We start from the raw sequence: 20,220 nt of genomic DNA, 5'->3' as shown, positions 1-20,220 counted from the left end.
GCGTCACGTGCTGGTCGTGAACAGGTTCCGCGTGCCCGACGCCGAGGCCGAGCGGTTCCGGGTCGACGTGGAGGCGGCGCGTACCGCGCTCGCGGCGCGCCCCGGGTACGTCGGCGGCGCGATCGGCCGCAACCTCGACGACCCCGGCCTCTGGGTGCTCACCACCACGTGGGAGCACGTCGGCGCCTACCGCCGCGCGCTGTCGTCGTACGACGTGAAGCTGCACGCCGTCCCGCTGCTGGGGCGCGCCCTCGACGAGCCCAGCGCGTACGAGCCCGTGGAGCCCGGGACCGACCTCAACGTGCACGCCGCCCGGTCGTTAGGCTGAGTCGTCCCGTCCGACCCGGAAAGGTTCACCGTGGCAAAGCCGCCCGCATCGACCGTCGATCACGTCGTCTCCCTCGCCAAGCGCCGGGGTTTCGTCTACCCGTGCGGCGAGATCTACGGCGGCACCCGGTCGGCCTGGGACTACGGCCCGCTCGGGGTGGAGCTGAAGGAGAACATCAAGCGCCAGTGGTGGCGCTCGATGGTGCAGAGCCGCGGCGACGTCGTCGGCCTCGACTCCAGCATCATCCTGCCGCGCCAGGTCTGGGAGGCCAGCGGCCACGTCGACACCTTCAGCGACCCGCTGACCGAGTGCCAGTCCTGCCACCGCCGGTATCGGGCCGACCACCTGCAGGAGGAGTACGCCGAGAAGAAGGGCCTCGACGACCCCGACGAGGTCGACCTCGCGACCCTCGCGTGCCCCAACTGCGGCACCCGCGGGGCCTGGACCGAGCCGCGGCAGTTCTCCGGGCTGCTGAAGACCTACCTCGGCGTCATCGAGGACGAGTCCGGGCTGCACTACCTGCGCCCCGAGACCGCCCAGGGCATCTTCGTGAACTTCGCCAACGTCGTCACCAGCTCGCGCCAGAAGCCGCCGTTCGGCATCGCCCAGATCGGCAAGAGCTTCCGCAACGAGATCACGCCCGGCAACTTCATCTTCCGCACCCGTGAGTTCGAGCAGATGGAGATGGAGTTCTTCGTCAAGCCCGGCGAGGACGAGGAGTGGCACCAGTACTGGATCGACGAGCGCACGCAGTGGTACGTCGACCTCGGGATCAACCCCGACAACCTGCGGCACTACGAGCACGCCCAGGAGAAGCTCAGCCACTACTCCAAGCGCACCGTCGACATCGAGTACCGCTTCCGCTTCGCCGGCTCGGAGTGGGGCGAGCTCGAGGGCATCGCCAACCGCACCGACTTCGACCTCTCCACCCACGCCAAGCACTCCGGCACCGACCTGAGCTACTTCGACCAGGCCGCCGACGAGCGCTACGTGCCCTACGTCATCGAGCCGGCGGCGGGGCTCTCCCGCAGCCTGATGACCTTCCTCGTCGACGCCTACACCGAGGACGAGGCGCCCAACACCAAGGGTGGCGTCGACAAGCGCACCGTGCTGCGCCTCGACCCGCGCCTCGCGCCGGTCAAGGTCGCCGTGCTGCCGCTCTCGCGCAACGCCGACCTCTCGCCCAAGGCCAAGGACCTCGCCACGGAGCTGCGCCGCAGCTGGAACGTCGACTTCGACGACTCCGGGGCGATCGGCCGCCGCTACCGCCGCCAGGACGAGATCGGGACGCCTTTCTGCGTCACCGTCGACTTCGACACCCTCGAGGACGGCGCCGTCACGGTGCGCTCGCGCGACACGATGGCCCAGGAGCGGATCCCGCTCGAGGGGATCACCCGCTACTTCGCCGAGCGGCTCCTCGGGTGCTGACCGGATCGGCGGCCCGGCTGGTGCGCACCGGGCACAATGGCCGGATGCCGAACCGCGCCACCGCCGCCGTCGTCCCGACGCTCCTGGCCGCCCTGCTGCTCGCCGGCTGCTCCGGGGACGACGGTGACGCCGCTCCCGCCGAGGAGAGCGACTCCGCCTCGTCGAGCGCGACGGCGGCCGAGGCGCCGTACCTGCCGGTGCCCGAGGGCGTCGAGCTGACCGCCCCCGGGACCGAGCTGGCGCTGCGGGAGCCCGCCGTGCTGGCGTGGGAGCCGCGCCAGGACGCCGTCGGCGTGATCGAGGTGCGCGTCGACCGGCTCGAGAAGACCACGTTCAAGCAGTCGTTCGCCGGCTGGAAGATCGAGGGCCCGACGAAGAAGAGCACCCCGTACTTCGTGCGCGGGAAGGTCGAGAACGTCGGCGACACCGACCTCGGCGGCGTGCGCGTGCCGCTGTACGTCGTCGACGGGAACAACACGCTGGTCGAGTACTCCAGCTTCGGCAGCTCGTTCAAGCCCTGCGGCAGCACCGACTTCCCCAAGAAGTTCGCGCCCGGCGCCACGAGCGACTTCTGCCTGGTCTACCTCGCCCCGGACAAGGGCGACCTGACCGCGGTGAGCTTCCGGCCCACCCAGGAGTTCAACCCGATCACCTGGACCGGCAAGGTCACCTCCCCGAAGGCCGCGAAGGCGGGCCAGGGCGGCAAGAAGGGCGCGAAGGGGAAGAAGCGCTCCTGATCGCCGAGGCGATTTCGCCCCGCGGCGGCGCGCGCCGGAGAATGACGGCATGACCGTCGCGTCCGCCCTGCCGACCTCGCTGACCCTCGGGTCGCTCGAGGTGGCCACCCCGGTCGTGCTCGCCCCGATGGCCGGCATCACCAACGCGGCGTACCGGCGGCTGTGCGCTGAGCAGGGCGCCGGCCTCTACGTCTGCGAGATGATCACCAGCCGCGGGCTGGTCGAGGGCGACCAGCACACCCTCGACATGCTGGTCTTCGACGAGCTGGAGACGGTGCGCTCGGTGCAGCTCTACGGCACCGACCCTGTGTACGTCGCCAAGGCCGTGGAGATCCTGTGCGCCGAGCACGGGGTCGCGCACGTCGACCTGAACTTCGGCTGCCCGGTCCCCAAGGTGACCCGCAAGGGCGGCGGCGGGGTGCTGCCGTGGAAGCGGGGGCTGCTCGGCGAGATCCTCGAGGGCGCGGTCGCCGCGGCCGCGCCGTACGACGTGCCGGTGACGATGAAGACCCGCAAGGGCATCGACGAGGACCACCTGACCTTCCTCGACGCCGGGCGGATCGCCCAGGAGGCCGGCTGCGCGGCGATCGCCCTGCACGGGCGCACCGTGGCGCAGGCCTACTCCGGCGCGGCCGACTGGGACGCGATCGGCGAGCTGGTCGCCCACGTCGACATCCCGGTCCTCGGCAACGGCGACATCTGGGAGGCCGCGGACGCGGTGCGGATGGTGCAGCAGACCGGGGCGGCGGGTGTCGTCGTCGGCCGCGGCTGCCTGGGCCGTCCGTGGCTGTTCCGCGACCTCGCGGCGGCGTTCGGCGGCGAGCAGGTCGCGACCCTCCCGGCGCTCGGCGAGGTCGTGGCCGTGATGCGACGGCACGCCGAGCTGCTGTGCCGGCACATGGGGGAGGAGCGGGGCTGCAAGGAGTTCCGCAAGCACGTCTCCTGGTACCTCAAGGGGTTCACCGCGGGCGGGCAGCTGCGGCGCTCGCTGGGGCTGGTCGACTCGCTCGCGGCCCTCGACCTGCTGCTCGCCGACCTCGACCCGGACGAGCCGTTCCCGGCCTCGGCGCTGGGTGCGCCGCGCGGCCGGCAGGGCTCGCCGCGGCAGCGCGTCGTGGTCCCCGAGGGCTGGTACGACGACACGGACGGCGCCGGCAGCCACCTGCGCGAGGACTCCGGCGAGACGTCCGGCGGGTGACCGTGACGCGGCCGCGAGGTGAACGGGCCGTGACTCGTCGCACGTTGATTTAACGCTCAAAGATTGGGCGCGCCCTGCCGTCTGTGTTTGGCTAGGCCCGACGCCGCGTCCGCCCCCGCGAACCGGCGTCTCCCATGTCTTCAACAGCAAAGGATCAGCGCGTGGCAGACCATCGCCACAAGCGGGACACCACCGCCCGCAGAATGCCCCGTGCCTCCGTCGTCGCAGGCCCGCTCGCCGTCCTGGCGACCGCGTCCGTCGTGACCCTCGGCGTCCTCACCCAGGGACCCACCAGCACCATCGTCAGCGCGACCGACGGGGCCGCGAGCATCGGCGCCACGGCCGGTGCCACCGAGGCCGCCGTACCCCCGCGTCAGCCCGTGCTCTCCCGCGGCGGCGCCCGCGTCATCAAGCCGCTGAGCCCGGTCGAGAAGGTCATGGCGACCCCCGCGGTCCTCGAGGCCGTCCGCCAGGCCGACACCACGCTCTGGGCCACCGAGACCCTCAACCTGTGGTCCGCCCCGAACGCCCAGGCCGACCAGGTCGGGCAGCTCGAGGAGGGCAAGAAGGTGCTGGTCACCGGTCGCTCGCTCCTCGGCCGGGTCGAGGTCGTCGTCGACGACAAGGCCCGCTGGGTCAGCGCCGGCTACCTCGTCGAGGAGAAGCCGAAGCCCGAGGCCGAGCCCGAGGCAGAGACCGAGGCCGGGGGAGGGACCGAGGTCGCCGCCGCCGCCAGCTGCACCAACGGCACCTCGGTGCCGAGCGGCGTCAGCCCCAACATCGTCAAGGTGCACGAGGCCGTCTGCGCCGCGTTCCCCGAGATCGCGACGTACGGCACCTTCCGCAGCGACGGCGAGCACGGCCAGGGCCTGGCCGTCGACATCATGGTCAGCGGCGAGCGCGGCTGGGAGGTCGCGGAGTTCGTGCGCGAGCGCTACTCCGACCTCGGCGTCAGCTACCTGATCTACGCGCAGAAGATCTGGTCGGTCGAGCGCTCCGGCGAGGGCTGGCGCGGCATGGAGGACCGTGGGTCCACCACGGCCAACCACTACGACCACGTGCACGTCACGACGTACTGAGCCCGGACCCGGCGCGTCGCCGCCCGTCGGCGGCGCGTCGGCACCGGTCAGTAGGGTCACCGTCGATGGACCTCCACGAGCTCTACGACGACGCCGCGTGCGCGCGGGTCGTCGCCGAGCCCCCCAAGCGCGTCGACGCCCCCGTGCGGACGCCGTTCGAGCGCGACCGCGCCCGGGTGGTGCACGCCGCGTCGGCGCGTCGGCTGGCGGCCAAGACGCAGGTCGTCGACCCCCAGTCCGACGACTTCGTGCGCAACCGGCTGACGCACAGCCTCGAGGTGGCCCAGGTCGCCCGCGACCTGTCCCGCGCGCTCGGCAGCCAGCCCGACATCGCCGAGACGGCGGCGCTCGCCCATGACCTCGGGCACCCGCCGTTCGGGCACAACGGCGAGCGCGCGCTGGCCGAGCTGAGCGACGCGTGCGGCGGCTTCGAGGGCAACGCCCAGACGCTGCGGCTGCTGACCCGCCTGGAGGCCAAGACGTTCGACGCCGACGGCCGCTCGGTCGGGCTGAACCTCACCCGCGCGACGCTGGACGCCTGCACCAAGTACCCCTGGCAGCGCGACGCCGCCCAGGTGCCGGCCGGCGTGCACGCCGACGGCGCGCCGCGGCGGCTGAGCAAGTTCGGGGTGTACGACGACGACCTGCCGGTGTTCACCTGGATGCGCGAGCCGGCGCCGCCGGGCACCCGGCAGTGCCTGGAGGCGCAGGTGATGGACCTCGCCGACGACGTCGCCTACTCGGTCCACGACGTCGAGGACGGCGTCGTCGCCGGCCGCGTCGACCTGACCCGCCTGGACCCGGCGGCGGTGTGGCAGACGGTCCGCGACTGGTACCTCCCCGACGCGGCCGACGACGTCCTCGACGAGGTGCTGGCCGAGCTGCGCGCCCAGGGCAGCTGGCCGACCGCGCCGTACGACGGGTCGCGGCGCAGCCAGGCCGCGCTGAAGAACCTCACCAGCGACCTGATCGGCCGGTTCTGCGGCGCCGCGCAGACGGCGACGTTCGCCGCGAGCGGCGGCCCGTTCGTGCGCCACCGGGCCGACCTGGTCGTGCCGGAGCGCACCCGCCTGGAGATCGCGGTCCTCAAGGGGATCGCCGCCCACTACGTCATGCGCACCGAGGACCGCGTGCAGCTGATGGTGCGCCAGCGCGACCTGATCCTGGAGCTGGTCTCGGTGCTCGCGCACCGCGGCCCGGACGCCCTGCAGCGGTCCTTCGCCGACGACTGGCGCGCGGCCGCCGACGACGCCGCCCGGCTGCGGGTGGTCATCGACCAGGTCGCCTCGCTCACCGACGCCAGCGCGGTCGCCTGGCACGAGCGGTTGCGCACCGCCCCCTAGGGTCGATCACGTGAGCGCACCCCTGGTCTGGCTGCCCTTCGACCCGGCCCTGCTCGGCGACCCGCCGGAGCAGCTGCGCTACGAGGTGGTGGACCCGACCGAGCACGTGCCGGGGTCCGTCGGCGAGGTCGCGTTCTACGTGCCGCCGTACCAGATGGGGCCGGCGATCGGGGACGTGCTGCCGCGGATGTCCGGCCTGCAGGTGCTGCAGCTGCTGTCGGCCGGGGTGGACAACGTCCGCGACCGGGTGCCGGCCGGCGTGACGCTCTGCAACGGCCGGGGCATCCACGACACCTCGACCGCCGAGCTCACCGTGGCCCTGGTCCTGGCCTCGCTGCGTGGCATCCCGGACTTCGTGCGGCGCCAGGACCGCCACGAGTGGCGGGGGGAGTGGCGGCCCGCGCTGGCCGACAAGCGGGTCCTGCTGATCGGGTACGGCGCGGTCGGCCGGGCGATCGAGGCGCGGCTGCTGCCGTTCGAGACCGAGGTGGTCCGCGTCGCCCGCCGCGCCCGGGAGGGGGTGCACGCCCTCGAGGACCTGCCGGGCCTGCTGCCGGACGCCGACGTGGTGATCCTCGTGGTGCCGCTCACCGAGGCCACCCGCGGGCTCGTGGACGCCGACTTCCTGGCCCGGATGAAGGAGGGGGCGCTGCTGGTCAACGTGGCCCGGGGCCCGGTCGTCGTCACCGAGGACCTGGTGGCGGCGCTGCACGCCGGCCGGGTCACCGCCGCCATCGACGTCGCCGACGGGGAGCCGCTGGCCGCGGACAGCGCGCTCTGGGAGGCACCCGGCCTGCTGGTCTCCCCGCACGTCGGCGGGGCGAGCAGCGCCATGTGGCCGCGGGCACACCGACTGGTGCGCGACCAGCTGCACCGCTTCGCCCGCGGCGAGGACCTGTGGAACGTGATGTCGGGGGAGTACTGACCCGACCGTAGGATCGGGCCCGTGCCGGGCCGGATTCGCGAACAGAGCATCACCGAGGTGCGCGAGAAGGCGCGCATCGACGAGGTCGTGTCCCAGTACGTCACCCTGCGCAACGCCGGCGGCGGCTCCCAGAAGGGGCTGTGCCCCTTCCACGACGAGAAGTCGCCGTCGTTCCACGTCACGCCCAGCCGGGGCTTCTACCACTGCTTCGGCTGCCAGAAGGGCGGCGACGTCATCAGCTTCCTGATGGACATCGACGCGCTGTCGTTCGGCGAGGCGGTGGAGCGGCTCGCCGACAAGTACGGCGTGCAGCTGCAGCGCGAGGACTCCGACGAGCGTGACGACAAGCCCCGCGGCCCGCAGCGCGGCAAGCTGATCGAGGCCCACCGCGTCGCCCAGGAGTACTACGCCGAGCAGCTGGCGACCCCCGAGGCGCTCCAGGCCCGGCAGTTCCTGGCCGAGCGCCAGTTCGACCAGTCCCACGCGGAGATGTTCGGCATCGGGTTCTCCCCGCGCGGCGGCGAGGACCTCTTCCGCCACCTCCGCGCCCGCGGGTTCTCCCAGGACGAGGTCGTGGCCGCCGGCCTGGTCGCGGTCGGCCGCTCGCCGTACGACCGGTTCCGCGGCCGGCTGATGTGGCCGATCCGCGACGCGAGCGGCGACACCATCGGCTTCGGCGCGCGCCGGATCTTCGAGGACGACCGGATCGAGGCGAAGTACCTCAACACCTCCGAGACCACCATCTACAAGAAGAGCCAGGTGCTCTACGGCATCGACCTCGCGCGCAAGGAGGTGGCCCGGTCCGCGCAGGCCGTCGTCGTGGAGGGCTACACCGACGTGATGGCCTGCCACCTCGCCGGCGTCGGGACAGCCGTGGCGACGTGCGGCACCGCGTTCGGCGAGGAGCACTCGCGGGTGCTGCGCCGCTTCCTCCACGACCACGAGGAGTTCCGCGGCGAGGTGATCTTCGCCTTCGACGGCGACGCGGCCGGCCAGAAGGCGGCGCTGCGCACCTTCGCCGGCGACCAGAACTTCGTCTCCCAGACCTACGTCGCCGTCGAGCCCGACGGCCTGGACCCGTGCGACCTGCGCATCCAGAAGGGCGACGCCGCGGTCCGCGAGCTGGTGGCGCGGCGGGTGCCGCTGTACCGCTTCGTGCTCAGCAACGTCGTCAACAAGTACGACCTCGACCGCGCCGACGGGCGGATCGACGCGCTGCGGGAGAGCGCCGGGCTGGTGGCGTCGGTGCGGGACCAGTCCAAGGTGACCGCCTTCGCGCAGGAGATCTCCAAGATGATCGGCGCGGACGTGGACACCAACGCCGTGCTCTCCGAGGTACGGCGGGCCGCCAAGCGGCCGGCCGCGCGACCCGCCGAGCAGCGCAACCACCGTGCCCCGGAGCCGGCCGAGGAGGCGCCGCCCCCGCGCCGTCAGCTGCCCGACCTGCGCGACCCCCGTTTCTCCCTCGAGCGCGAGACGCTCAAGCTCGTGGTCCAGCACCCGATGGCGATCGGCCGCACCACCGGCGAGATCGGCGCCAACGACTTCCGGCACCCGACGTACCGCGCGGTGTGGGACCTGGTCGCGGCCGCGGGCGGGCCCGCGGCGGGGTCGGGCGACCCCGGGTGGGCGAGCCGGCTGCGCGACGCGGCGACCGACCCCGAGGTGTCCTCGGCGATCAGCGCGCTGGCGGTCGAGCCGCTGCTCACCGCCAAGGAGCCCGACGCGGCGTACGTCGCGGTGCACGTCACCCGGCTGCTCGAGCTCACCACGATGCGGCGCATCGCCGAGCTCAAGTCGCGGCTCCAGCGCACCAACCCCGTCGAGCAGGCCACCGAGTACAACCGGATGTTCGGCGAGCTCGCCGCCCTCGAGCAGCACCGCCGCGCGCTGCGCGACCGGATCGTGGGGGGCGCATGAGGTTCCGACGTACGCCGGCGCCGCTCGCCGTCGGCGCGGGGGAGCGGCTGCTCGCCTGGGCCGAGACCGCCGACGGGGCCGTAGGCGGCACCCGCGACGCGCTCTACCTCCCCGACGGCACCCGCCTGCCGTGGGAGGAGGTCGAGGCCGCCGACTGGGACCTCGAGGGGTCCGTGCTGACCGTGACCGAGGTCGGGTCGTGGGGCGAGCTGCGCCGCCGGCACCGGCTCGAGGTCGAGGAGCCCGGGCGGCTGCTGGAGCTGGTCCGGGAGCGGGTCACGGCCAGCGTCGTCCTGCAGCGGCACGTCGCCGTCACGGGCCGGCGAGGACTGCGGGTGATCGCCCGTCGCGCTCCTCGCGGGGACCGCCCGCTCACCTGGGTCTACGAGTACGACGAGGGGATCGACCCCGCTAACCCGGAGGTGCGGGCCGCCGCCGCGGAGGCGTTGGCCGCCGCTCGCAACGAGGTCGACGTCCGGTAGGTGGCGATTTCCGTCGCCCTCGGACGGCTTGCTAGGGTTTCCCGCGCTGCACCGATCCCCTGTAGCTCAACTGGCAGAGCATTCGGCTGTTAACCGGAGGGTTGTTGGTTCGAGTCCAACCGGGGGAGCAGGAAGAGGGCCTCTGGCCTGGCGAGAGCCAGGTCAGAGGCCCTCTGAGCTTCTCGGCCCGCCGGAGCTCAGTCGTCGTCCTCGCTCTGGGGCGCACTCTTGTCGTGTCGCTCCGCGGGGCACAGGTACGCCCACGCCCCGTACACGACGTTGGCATGTCCGTGCCGCGTGAGGGATAGGGCGGAGTCAGCTCGGGCGTCGAGGTAGGCATGGACGAGGCTGTACACGGACGTGGCTCCTGAAGGGTCGATGTCCGGAGCTGACCCGCGGCGGGAGAGCCACGCGCACGCGCGGTCACCCTCGGCCAGGATGTCGTCCGGGTGGTCGGTCGCCCAGTCCTTGTCCTGCTGGGTGCCCGGGTGAAGCATGTGCGTGACGACGTAGTCCGCGAAGCCGTCCTCGTCGCGTGGGTGGATCAGCCGGTCCGCGACCGAGGGACCGACGGAGATGCCCGCGACGAGGACCGTCACGCCCAGCGAGACGACGAGCCGGCGGGCCATGCAACGGACCGTAGCGGCGTCACTGTCCTCGGCAGGGTGGCGTGCCCGTTATCTCGCTGGAATGGGGTAGGCGGGCCGACGTCGGATGGATGTCCGAGGCGTGCGTCTGGGGATCACGTCGGCGCAGTCGGACATCGGGGCCGGCCGCGTCACGGATCCCGGCCGCGGCGGGCATCCCGCCGCGGGTCGGATCGGCGACCAGCACGTGGGTAACACTGGATGACCACCTTGGTCCTACGACCCCACCCAGGAGACATCGTGTCCCTCACCCACATCCCGATTCGCGTCGCCACCGGCGCGTTCATCCTCAACTCGGGCATCAGCAAGCTGGGCGCCGACGAAGGCACGGCCCAGTTCCTCCATGGTGCCGCGGCAGCGACCTACCCCGCTCTCTTCAAGGACATGGAGGCGACGAAGTTCGCGCGAGTGCTCGCCCTGAGCGAGATCGGTGTGGGCGCCGCCCTTCTGGCGCCCATGGTCCCCGCAACCGTGGCCGGCGCCGCACTGACCGGTTTCGGTGCCAGCCTGATCGGCATGTACCTGAAGACCCCCTCCATGACCTTGGACGACGGCATCCGCCCGAGCCAGGAGGGCACCGCAGTCGCGAAGGACGTGTGGCTGGTCGGTGCCGGATTGACGCTCCTCACCCAGGGGATCACATCAGCGGCGAAGTCAGGCGCGAAGACCTCGAAGCGAGCCCTTCGCAAGGCCTCGCCGCTGGCTCGCTGATCGGGTCGCACCTCACCTGCGTTCGCACCACCACTCGCCGGACGCCCGGATCTGCCGCTGGTGGTGCGCAATCAGGCGGGCGCCTGCCGGAGACCTTCAGTCATGTCGCGCAGGTGGTTGAGCGAGTTCGCGAGGTGGTCGTCGGGGAACGGCGGAAACTCAAGGTGCTTGCGGGGTTCTGGCCCCACCGCCGACCAGTCATAGGTGTGCATGACCTTGCACGCGTCTGTTCCGCATGGGGTCAGGTCGTAGCGCCACGTCCAGCCGCCGAACCCGAGTTCGCCGGTGCTCGCGTCCTCCACGAAGCCCGGTCGCCAGGCGATAGCCCGGTCTTGCTCGAAGTCCAGGACCAAGTTGTGCATCTCGTAGTTCCCGTCCGGGTGCTTCGGATGGAACATGTTCATCCTGAAAACCTGCCCCGACTCGGTGATGGGCTGGGGGTCGATGGCCTCGCACACCCAGCCCGTCCCGTCGATCGCAGCGTGTCGGGCTGGGTTGGTGAGCACCGCAAAAATTCTCTCAGCGGCAGCACTGATCGTGGTCGTCGCGCTGACGCTCTCGGAGGTCATGGTGTGCTGACCGCACTTCGACGCACGACTCATCGGTAGTCCCACGGACCTGCCGCGCTGCGCGCTCATGCCGATGAGCGCGTGCGCTACTTGCACTCTTCGGCTGCCTCCATGTACCAGCCGCCCGTGGTCTCCCACCGAGCGAACCGGTACTCGCCGGTCAGTGCGTCGTCTGCGAACGCTCGGACGAGTGCCACGCCTCGCTGCTGATCGTCGATCTCGTACGGCGGCTCCAAGCGGAACGCCACGGCTTCGGCGAGCGTGCGGTCGCCTGGTGGCTTGGACGGGTCCACGGTCGAGAAGGTGCGCTCGTTCTGCTCACACAGCCAGGACCCGGCGCTATCGCTAGGAGGACTCACTTCTTGCTCCTCAGAGCCACACGCGGTCGCGAACAGGAGCAGCGAGGCTGCGCCAGCACCCAGTCGGGCAATCCTCATCCGGGTATGACGGTCAGCGGAGGCCTGAGGTTCCGCCCGGATCTGCCGCATAGAGGGCGGCTACGCTCGCCCAGATCTACCGCAGCCTGCGCAACTGCGAACGCGGCCGAACCGTGGAGTTGGCCCGGCTGCGTGAGAAGTCGATTTCCCAGATCGCAAAGGATCTCGGCATCGCCGAGTCCGGTCTGCGTCGGTGGATGAAGCAGGCCGACATCGACGAGGGCAAGAAGGAAGGCCTTTCCACCGACGAGCGGGCCGAACTGGTCCAGCTGCGCCGCGACAAGCGTGTCCTCGAGATGGAAGTAGAGATCCTCAAGCGCGCGTCCGCCTACTTCGCTCGGCAGAACGTCCTCCCAGAATGATCTACCCGGTGGTCTGCGAGCTCGCCGCCAGTGGGGTTCCCGTCGCGGTGACCTGCCGGGTCCTGGATGTCTCGACCTCGGGCTACTACGAGTGGCGCAACCGGCCCGCCAGCGCGCGGGCCTGGGAGCAGACGCACCTGATGGAGACCATCCGTCAGGTCCGGCAACCGGGTCAGCCACGGCCGGGTGGAGCGGCTGATGCGCCACACCGGTGTGCAGGGCGTGCACCGCCGCCGGCTCCGCGGAGGCACCCGCCGCGACGAGTCAGCCACGCCGTCGCAGAACCTGGTGGAGCGGAACTTCACCCCGGACGCCCCGGACCGGCTCTACGTCGCCGACGTCACCCAGCACCGCACCAGCGAGGGGTGACTACGAGGTCGACGGGCTAACCCTGACTCAGTTGATCGCCCACGGTGGACGCAGGGCCTATCCGATCGTCGCAGACCCGTGGTGGAATCCATTCTCCTGGCCGTGCGGTAAGTGACTCACGAAGGCCAAGACGGTCATTAAGTGTGCGCTGATCAAGTGCGGTAAGGGCGCCCCTTGTAACCACCCTGGGCCTTGGCATTACGACCGGGACGGCGAATGTCGTGATTGAGAAGGTGGGCTCTGGCATCTCCAAGGTTAATGTGGGAGGTGTTTACGGGTACGTTGAGGCGGCTGTGGCCGGATGCATCATGAAAAACCTATAGGAGCCATGACATGGGAACTGTCAGGGAACAAAACTCGCGACGAAGCGGTGACTACGCGGCTGGTACAGTTCTAGCGTTCCTGGCTCCCCTCGCTGGATTGGTTGCTGGCAACGCCATGAACCTTGAGTTTTCGGCGCTTCTGGCTCTCGTTCTCGGCGTGAGTGTTGTTTCGGCCGTGATCTACGTGCTCGTCCAAATGGCGCGGGTTCGACTTTCTCGGAACGGCTCTGATCTTCGATAGCAATCGAAACAGCCTGCCCGCCACTTTCCCAGAATTAGAAGTGGCTGGTCTAGATACACTCGGCCACGACGTTGGTGACGTTTAGCCGATAAAGATTCTGGTTGACGCGAAGGAGAACCCCCGGCCGGAGTGTGGCTAATGGTCACCGTGTGCTGCGCGGATGCCAGCGATGGGGCCAGCAGTCACGGCGGGGTGATAGAGGACACGACAAAACGGTCGCCGTCACATCGCGCGGTCCTGCCGATGACAGGTCGGGCGAATGTCGGGAAGTGCAACCGCACAGCCACGTCGTGCGTCAGAGTGCTCCTGGGGACCGAGGGGGGCTGATGAGGAAGTACGCACAACCTCTCGCCGTCGTGGCCCTCACTGCCGGACTGGTGACAGGCGGAGCGGGTTGGTATGCGGCAGCACACCCGGAGGGTCATCAGCACTTCGACTCATGCGCGGTGCAGCCCGACGACACGCTCGTGTTGCGCTATGGGCACGGCGTCGGCGACAAGGTCACTGCCTCCGCTCAGGCCACCAAGACCGCCATCGTCGTGTCCCTGCATGTTCAGCGCGAACCCGGCCTCAGCCCGGCTGTGTTGCTGCATGGGGAACTTCAGTTCAACCCTGACGGCCTCGACGGCAAGCCCGTCGTTGACGTCGACGGCACGGTGCTGCCTTGCCCGCCCGAGTCCTGACATCGCTCGAAACGCCCGCTTCTGCCGGGTTCAGTGCGGAACCCCGGATCAGCGGTCGATCTCCGCGCTGGTGCGATGACCGGTCGAGCCGAAGCAGAACCTGGGACGATGTGCCGATGCAGTTCACGAAGCTGGCCTCGGTGTTCTCGTTGAGATCAACGTCCTTGCCGGACGAGGTCGCTCGCATCGAACCCCACAGGACTCCTCCCAGCGTCTTTGCGGCCACCGTCCTCGCCGTCCTCGTGCCCCTGCTTGCCGCCGGCATCCCCTTGAGCACCGCCACGGCCGCCGTACCGACCACCCACGTCGTCCCGAGCGAGCTGCCGGCGGGCCCGGAACGACGCGCCGCCTACTACGACGACGCCGCGGAGCAGATCGTCCGACCGGGACGCTCCCCGATCGCGGTGAGCGGACTGCCGACCGACGCCCAGCTGCTGCGCGTCCACGACGGCTATCTCGCTTACGCGGAGCGCCATACCGACGACTTCGAGACCCTGGGCTACCGCCTGGACCTCGTGAGGGACAACGGTCGCCACCGCGTCCTGACCAGACGTGCCCCGAGCCCGCCCTCCGGCGTCTCGGAGGACGGCCGCACTTTCGTCATAGGACCGGCCGACTTCAGGCCGCGCGCGAAGGGGCACTTCCTCCGGGTGCACCGGATCTCGGACGGACGTCAGGTCGGACGGACGCTCCGGACCACCCAGCTCGCCGCCGTCCAAGCCATCTCGGCAAGGCGGGTCCTGGTCGCGGAGAGGATCAGGTCCCGATCCACCGTGACTCGGCTGCTCTGGTGGACGCCCCGCACCGGCCGCACGGTGGAGATCCCCAGGAGCCGGGCCCCCATCGGCGCGTGGGACGAGCCGGTAGGCGCGGTCTCCAGCGTGCGTCGCCACGTCCTCGTCCTGCCGACCGGCCGCGTCGTCGACGACCGTCGGCCACGCCGAACCCTGTGGACCCTCCGACGCACCGAGACGACGGCCGCGTTCTCCCCGAACGCACGTCTCGTCCTGACAGTCTCGGACGTTCTGGGCAGGACCGACGAGCGGGAGGTTTCGACGCTGACCGTCCGCCACAGCAGGTCCGGGCGGGTGACGGCCCGCTTCAAGGGAATCTTCGCCTACGCCGGCAGCGACCCGCGGTTCGTCGACCGCGTGTGGGAGACCAACGATGCGTTCGTCGTCGAGGCGTACGAAGGCATCCATGAGGAGGAGGACAACAACTACGCCTACGGGTCCGCGTGGGTTCGCTGTCGAGTCTCGACCGCACAGTGCGAACGGGCAGAGCGCACCCCGTAGCCGCTTGCCGGTCACCCGAGTCGAGCAGCTCAGGAACGATCGGGTGCGCTCGCGATCGCTCGATGGCCGAGCCGCCGGCTCCGTGTGGAACGACCACATGGACCTGTGGCGACGCGCCCACCTCGCGGCGTGGCTGGCACCCGTCGTGGGCGCGATCGTCGCCGTCTACCGCGCGACCCACGAGAGCGGGGAAGGGCTGTACGCCGGGGCCGAGCCCGTGGCGGCGGGTGTCCTGATGGCTGCGCCCTTCGTCGTGCTGACCCTCGCCCAGGCCGGCCGCTCGGGGTGGCCGTTGAGAAGGGTTTTCTCGTTGTCTGCGGAGCACGCCGCGCCGAGCTCGTCGTAGTCGGTCTTCGGCATCGGCGCTCGATCTGTCGTCAGGCTCGCATCACCGGCGCGGTCGGATGCGCCACCCAATAGAACAAGAGCCGGCCGGGGCGCCGTCAAGCACTCGCCCAGGCGCTGCCGACTTTCACGGCGTAGTCCTACGCTCGCCCGGATCTGCCGCCGACCGCTCACGCCCCAGGTGAGCGGTCGTGGCGATGAGCGGGCGAAAATAGGAGTACGTACTCATTAGGGTTGAGCCTCCAGGCAACGGCTTTCGAGGTCCGCAGCCCCGCCACTCAGCACACCACGACGCACAGGCGACGGGTGCGCGCGAAGGCGTTCCGCCTCGAGGTCGAGCCTTCACCGCTTCCATCCCGCGCGGCGAATCGTCATGACCGACGGGACGTTGCCCGTCAAGCGTTCCAATCGGAACGCTGCACCCATACCCCCGGACGTCCTGCATCCGAGGCAGCATGGACGGAGTCACAACGCACCCACCTCGTAGGCCTGTCGGTCCGAGGCGCGCACGCAGTACGACAGGGCCGCAGATCATCGACGACGACCACGATGGTCGCGTGGTCCAGCGGCGCGGCCGCGTGAATGAGGTCGTTGGTCATGAGGCTGTGACCGAGATTCTGGAGCATCGGAGAAGGCTAGGAGGCCAGATCGCCCCTAGCCACCGCCGCCTTCATCACGGGAGCGATCGAAACCGGCACCTCCCGACGGAGGAAGGAGCTTGTGTGCGGTCCTCCCGTTCAAGGAGAACTCCCGTGTGGCTTGCCCGGACGGACCGGCGTAGAAGGCGTGTGGGTCCCGCAGCGTTCGGCGACACCTGCGATCGCGAACCCGTCCCGCCGACCTCACCGAGTTCTGCCCACGCAGCGTCCATGATGGCTTGTTCCAGTTGCAGCCCACGCCTGCGCTTCCGGATCTCACCCACGTCACCATTCTTCTCCGCCTAGGTGCCACGACGGCTTCGACGCGCTTTGAGTCGAGAGACGCCGGCTGAGACACCGCCGGTGTCCTATTGACGCGCGTGATCGGCACCTCTAGCGTGACGACGACCACACGTTTTGAAACCTTTCACTCTTGAGGAACGATGACCCAGACCCGAACCCCCCGGCGGCTTGGTCGTCGAGCCGTGGCCGTCGTGTCCGCGCTGACCGTCGCCGTCGCCGTCTCCGCGACAGCCGTTGTCCCTGCGGTAGCGGAGCCGTCTGCCGCTCCGACAGAGCCTGCACGCGGCGCAGCAGCCACGACAGGTGAGTCCCCCCTGTTGACGGCGGAGGCGTTCGCGAATCCGCCGATGGGCGTCCGGCCGATGTACCGGTACTGGATGCCGCTGGCTTACACCGACGACGAGGTGCTCCGCGCCGAGCTGCGTGACATGGCCGCCTCCGGCGCCGGTGGCGTAGAGATCGCGCCCTTCGTCGTCCCGGGAGCGGGCAACCAGACCAACTCGTTCCTCGAGCAGTACGGCTGGGGCACCCCGGAGTGGGCACACAAGATGGAGGTCATCACAGCAGAAGCAGCCGAGCTGGGCCTCGTCGTGGACCAGAACCTTGGTCCTCAGTACCCGCCGACCGTTCCCACCCTCAACAGCTTCAATCAGCGCGAGGCCGAGCAACAGCTCATCTTCGGCCGCGAGTTCAATCCCGCGGGGTCCAGCCGTACCGGCGCCCTCCCTGCCCCGACGGTGGCCCCGCCGAACGTGACCACCCAACTGTGCGGCGCGGCAGCGCCTGGTGACGAGATGCTGAAGGTGCAGAGCCTGGGCGGCTACGCGCCTGGCGACAGCGTCACCGTCGGAACCGGTGCGGATGCCGAACGGGTCGTGGTGAGCGGTCTGGGCGACCGCACCGCCGAGTGCGGTGACCTGTCGACCTCGCCCATCAAGAACGCGCACGCTGTCTCGGAGCCCGTCGTGACCGTGGCCCGGGCAACGCGGTTGAGGACCCTCGTCGCTCAATGCGCCACTGCGTGCACCGCGTCCGACGCTGCCCCGGTCCAGCTGGTTCCCTCCTCGGTCCTCGATGTGACCGCTCAGGTCAGTGCGGGCAAGCTCGACTACACGTTCCCGAGCGGTAACGGAAACCCGTGGGTGGTCATCGACTTCACCCAGACCGCGTCCGGTCTCGTGGCCCAGCGCAACGGCTACACAGCCACGCAGCCCAACTACGTGCCCGACCACTGGAATCGCGGTGGAGTACAGATCCAGACCAACTTCTGGGACGAGCACATCCTGACCCCGACGGTCCGCGCCAACCTGCGAAAGATCGGCGGCGGCGCCATCTTCGAGGACTCTCTCGAGCTTGGTGAAACTCAGAAGTGGACCTGGGGCTTCCTCCAGCAGTTCGAGAAGCGGCGCGGCTACGACCCGACGACCCTGCTCCCGGCGCTCGCCGGCGCCGGGATCCAGGGCAGCGGCACTCCGGCCTTCAAGCTCGCGGGCGTGGATGCACAGATCCGTGAGGACTACCGCCAGACTCTCAGCGACCTCTACATCGAGCGCTACGTCGCTCCGATGCAGGAGTGGGCCGAGGGCCACGGATTGAACTACCGGGCCCAGTCCTACGGCGTGCCGATCTCCACCGGCGCCGCCGGTGGGGCAGCTGGAATCCCCGAGGGCGAGTCGCTGAACTTCGCGGGCCCGACGAACACCGTCGGTCCCGAGCAGAGCCACCGTGCAGTCGCCGCCGGCGCGCACCTGACCGGTAAGAACATCGTCTCCGTCGAGTGCTGCGCCGTCTTCCAGGGCGGCTACCGCTCTAGCCTGGCCGGACCCAGCGTCGGCGGCCAGTTCGGTCAAGGCGGCGACGGCACACAGGTCGGTGGCAAGTACTCCCAGGGTCTCCTGGACAGCATCTACAAGTCGTATGCCGGCGGCGTGAACCAACTCGTATGGCACGGCTACGCCTACCGCGACGCCCCGGTCGGTGTCGGCTCCAGCGGTCGTGATGGCTCTTGGCCCGGCTACCACCCGTGGGACATCTTCGGCGTCATCAGCGTCAACGACGAGTTCGGGCCGCGTCAGGCCAGTTGGCCTGACTACAAGCCGGTCAACGAGTCCCTCGCGCGCGACCAACTGGTCCTCCGTCAGGGCCGCGCAACCCTCGACCTCGGCGTCTACTACGAGGACCTCGGTCTCGCTGGCGCCAGCGCCGGCACCCAGCAACCGGTTCAGCACATGCTCGGCAACGACTCCGCGACGTCGAGGGCCGGCTACACCTACGAGTACGTCGCCCCGGACTACCTCACCGACCCCGACCTTCAGGTCGAGGCCGATGGCGGTCTCTTCGCCGACACCTCCGACCATGAGGCGCTGGTGCTGAACAACCAGACCACCATGTCGGTCGCCAATGCCAAGCGCCTTCGCGACCTGGCTGAGGACGGCCTACGAATCTTCATCGTCGGATCGGCGCCGAGCACCACCACGGGCGCCGCCCCGGGCGGCGCCGGACTGGCAGGAGTCGTCGCGGACCTCATGGCTCAGCCGACCGTCGTCCACGTCCCCAACGAGGCCGACATGCCCACTGCGCTCGCAGCGGCGGGGATCCGACCCACGGTCATCCCTGAGGAGCCCACCGCGGCCCTCGGTCTGGTCCGTCGCGACGGCGACGGCGTCAGCTACGACTTCGTGTACAACCGTTCGAGTGAGACCCTGGCGCAGGAGCTGACCTTGACCGGCACTGGCCGTCCGTACTTGATGGACACCTGGACAGGGAAGATCACGGCGATCGCGGAGTACACCACTGGCAACGGCACCGTCAGGGTTCCCGTCGAGGTGGCGCCGCACGACAAGGTCGTCATTGCCCTGGTCGCGGCGGCCGACGAGCCGGTCCCGGCACCGGGAGTGCACGCCCTGAGCAGCACCGGCGACGTCCTTGCCATGGGTGACGCGCTCACTCTGCGGGCCGGAGCCGACGGCCAGTACGTCACGAAGCTCAGCAACGGCGACACCCGCACCACTGAGGTGAGCGGCCTGCCCAGCGGCCAACGGATCGACACCTGGACGCTCCAGGCCCAGACGTGGACGCCCGGCGACAAGCAGTGGACGACGGTTAAGACCGATCAGCCGGAGGTCGCCGTCACCGCAGGCGAGGACGGCGCCTTGCCGTCCTGGCGCGACATCACCGGGCCGGTCGACCTGAGTCAGTCCTCTGGCATCGGCGCCTACACCGCGACGATCGAGCTCGCGGACACCTGGCAGCCGATTACCGACGGCGCCTACCTCGCCCTGGGGGCAGTGCTGGACTCTGCATCGGTGACCGTCAACGGGGCCCCGGTAACCGTGAACCAGGCCGACCGAAACCGCATCGACCTTGGGAAGAACCTGCGGCCCGGCACGAACACCATCGTCGTCCGTGTGGCGACCACCATGTTCAACGCCGTCCGCAAGTCCGGGGACAGCAACTACCAGCTACCGGCGTGGCAGGAGGCGGGTCTCCAGGGTCCCGTCGTGCTCTCGCCCTACCGGGACACCGCGATCCCGGTGACGGCCACTCCGTCGACGCCGCCCACCAAGAAGGCCACCAGCACCAAGCTCAAGGTCAAGCCGACGAGGCTCACCGCCGGGAAGCGCGCTGTCGCCATGGTGACCGTCTCGGCGAAGGCCGAAGGCAAGGTCCGCATCCGGGTCGACGGAAAGGTCGTTCGCACGATGGAGACCTCGCAGGGCAAGGCCAGGATCAGGCTGCCGAAGCTGCACGTCGGCAAGCACCGCGTCCGCGCCGAGTTCCTGGGCACAACCAGTCTGAAGCCGTCCAAGTCCCCCCGCGTGAAGGTCACGGTGGTCCGCAAGGGGCGCTGAACCGTC

At 70.0% G+C, this 20,220-nt stretch carries 19 protein-coding genes and 1 tRNA gene; 17 read left to right on the top strand and 3 right to left on the bottom strand.

The genetic code is table 11. The annotated features are described in order from the left end of the window. Positions 1 to 7: 7 nt before the first annotated feature. The 10 genes from H4O22_RS15430 (at position 8) to H4O22_RS15385 (ending at position 9,568) form a co-directional block, all read left to right on the top strand. Positions 8 to 328: an antibiotic biosynthesis monooxygenase family protein gene (locus H4O22_RS15430; protein WP_182524232.1), complete on the top strand. Its 321-nt coding sequence runs from the start codon at positions 8 to 10 to the stop codon at positions 326 to 328. 30 nt (positions 329 to 358) lie between these two features. After that, on the top strand, positions 359 to 1,756 hold the full coding sequence (locus H4O22_RS15425) for a glycine--tRNA ligase (protein ID WP_182524231.1): 1,398 nt from the start codon (positions 359 to 361) through the stop codon (positions 1,754 to 1,756). 44 nt (positions 1,757 to 1,800) lie between these two features. Then, on the top strand, positions 1,801 to 2,493 hold the full coding sequence (locus tag H4O22_RS15420; RefSeq protein ID WP_182524230.1) for a hypothetical protein: 693 nt from the start codon (positions 1,801 to 1,803) through the stop codon (positions 2,491 to 2,493). A 49-nt stretch (positions 2,494 to 2,542) separates the two neighbouring features. Beyond that, complete coding sequence (dusB, locus tag H4O22_RS15415) at positions 2,543 to 3,691, top strand: tRNA dihydrouridine synthase DusB (RefSeq protein WP_182524229.1); 1,149 nt, start codon at positions 2,543 to 2,545, stop codon at positions 3,689 to 3,691. Positions 3,692 to 3,894: 203 nt separating this feature from the next. Then, entirely contained in the window at positions 3,895 to 4,770 is an 876-nt protein-coding gene (locus H4O22_RS15410; RefSeq protein WP_182524228.1) for an SH3 domain-containing protein, read from the top strand. A 65-nt stretch (positions 4,771 to 4,835) separates the two neighbouring features. Next, positions 4,836 to 6,113 carry a deoxyguanosinetriphosphate triphosphohydrolase gene (locus H4O22_RS15405; protein WP_182524227.1) on the top strand — a complete coding sequence of 426 codons (1,278 nt, stop codon included), beginning with the start codon at positions 4,836 to 4,838 and terminating at the stop codon, positions 6,111 to 6,113. Between the two features lie 10 nt (positions 6,114 to 6,123). Further along, entirely contained in the window at positions 6,124 to 7,038 is a 915-nt protein-coding gene (locus tag H4O22_RS15400) for a 2-hydroxyacid dehydrogenase (RefSeq protein ID WP_220451180.1), read from the top strand. A 21-nt stretch (positions 7,039 to 7,059) separates the two neighbouring features. Further along, the gene (dnaG, locus tag H4O22_RS15395) at positions 7,060 to 8,958 is read left to right on the top strand and encodes a DNA primase (RefSeq protein ID WP_182524226.1); all 1,899 of its coding nucleotides are present in this window, start codon (positions 7,060 to 7,062) and stop codon (positions 8,956 to 8,958) included. Then, positions 8,955 to 9,440, top strand: coding sequence for a hypothetical protein (locus H4O22_RS15390; RefSeq protein WP_220451179.1), 486 nt, complete (start codon positions 8,955 to 8,957; stop codon positions 9,438 to 9,440). Before dnaG ends, H4O22_RS15390 begins: the two co-directional genes overlap by 4 nt. Positions 9,441 to 9,495: 55 nt before the next feature. Beyond that, positions 9,496 to 9,568: transfer RNA gene (locus H4O22_RS15385), tRNA-Asn, on the top strand. Between the two features lie 69 nt (positions 9,569 to 9,637). Here the strand turns inward: H4O22_RS15385 and H4O22_RS15380 are convergent. Beyond that, complete coding sequence (locus H4O22_RS15380) at positions 9,638 to 10,069, bottom strand: hypothetical protein (protein WP_182524225.1); 432 nt, start codon at positions 10,067 to 10,069, stop codon at positions 9,638 to 9,640. Positions 10,070 to 10,327: 258 nt separating this feature from the next. On the opposite strand from H4O22_RS15380, the gene H4O22_RS15375 reads away from it, so the two are divergent. Then, complete coding sequence (locus H4O22_RS15375) at positions 10,328 to 10,798, top strand: hypothetical protein (protein ID WP_220451178.1); 471 nt, start codon at positions 10,328 to 10,330, stop codon at positions 10,796 to 10,798. Positions 10,799 to 10,869: 71 nt separating this feature from the next. Here H4O22_RS15375 and H4O22_RS15370 read toward each other — a convergent pair whose 3' ends face one another. Continuing rightward, positions 10,870 to 11,367: an SRPBCC family protein gene (locus H4O22_RS15370; protein WP_182524223.1), complete on the bottom strand. Its 498-nt coding sequence runs from the start codon at positions 11,365 to 11,367 to the stop codon at positions 10,870 to 10,872. Between the two features lie 86 nt (positions 11,368 to 11,453). Then, entirely contained in the window at positions 11,454 to 11,660 is a 207-nt protein-coding gene (locus H4O22_RS15365) for a hypothetical protein (RefSeq protein WP_182524222.1), read from the bottom strand. A gap of 257 nt (positions 11,661 to 11,917) precedes the next feature. Here H4O22_RS15365 and H4O22_RS15360 point away from each other — a divergent pair, with 257 nt between their 5' ends. The 6 genes from H4O22_RS15360 (at position 11,918) to H4O22_RS15335 (ending at position 20,214) form a co-directional block, all read left to right on the top strand. Continuing rightward, a complete protein-coding gene (locus tag H4O22_RS15360; RefSeq protein WP_182524221.1) occupies positions 11,918 to 12,166 on the top strand; it encodes a transposase in 249 nt (82 codons plus the stop codon). Between the two features lie 198 nt (positions 12,167 to 12,364). Beyond that, a complete protein-coding gene (locus H4O22_RS15355) occupies positions 12,365 to 12,535 on the top strand; it encodes a hypothetical protein (protein WP_182524220.1) in 171 nt (56 codons plus the stop codon). A gap of 890 nt (positions 12,536 to 13,425) precedes the next feature. Continuing rightward, positions 13,426 to 13,782: a hypothetical protein gene (locus tag H4O22_RS15350; RefSeq protein WP_182524219.1), complete on the top strand. Its 357-nt coding sequence runs from the start codon at positions 13,426 to 13,428 to the stop codon at positions 13,780 to 13,782. A gap of 116 nt (positions 13,783 to 13,898) precedes the next feature. After that, entirely contained in the window at positions 13,899 to 15,077 is a 1,179-nt protein-coding gene (locus H4O22_RS15345; RefSeq protein ID WP_182524218.1) for a hypothetical protein, read from the top strand. 97 nt (positions 15,078 to 15,174) lie between these two features. Next, positions 15,175 to 15,423, top strand: coding sequence for a hypothetical protein (locus H4O22_RS15340; RefSeq protein WP_182524217.1), 249 nt, complete (start codon positions 15,175 to 15,177; stop codon positions 15,421 to 15,423). 1,257 nt (positions 15,424 to 16,680) lie between these two features. Beyond that, positions 16,681 to 20,214: a glycosyl hydrolase gene (locus H4O22_RS15335; protein ID WP_182524216.1), complete on the top strand. Its 3,534-nt coding sequence runs from the start codon at positions 16,681 to 16,683 to the stop codon at positions 20,212 to 20,214. Positions 20,215 to 20,220 lie beyond the last annotated feature (6 nt).

Origin of the sequence: Nocardioides dongkuii (assembly GCF_014127485.1) — a bacterium.
GTDB classification, from domain to species: domain Bacteria; phylum Actinomycetota; class Actinomycetes; order Propionibacteriales; family Nocardioidaceae; genus Nocardioides; species Nocardioides dongkuii.
The sequence above is the reverse complement of the archived record's forward strand: the minus strand, read 5'-3'. Positions and strand labels throughout refer to the sequence as shown.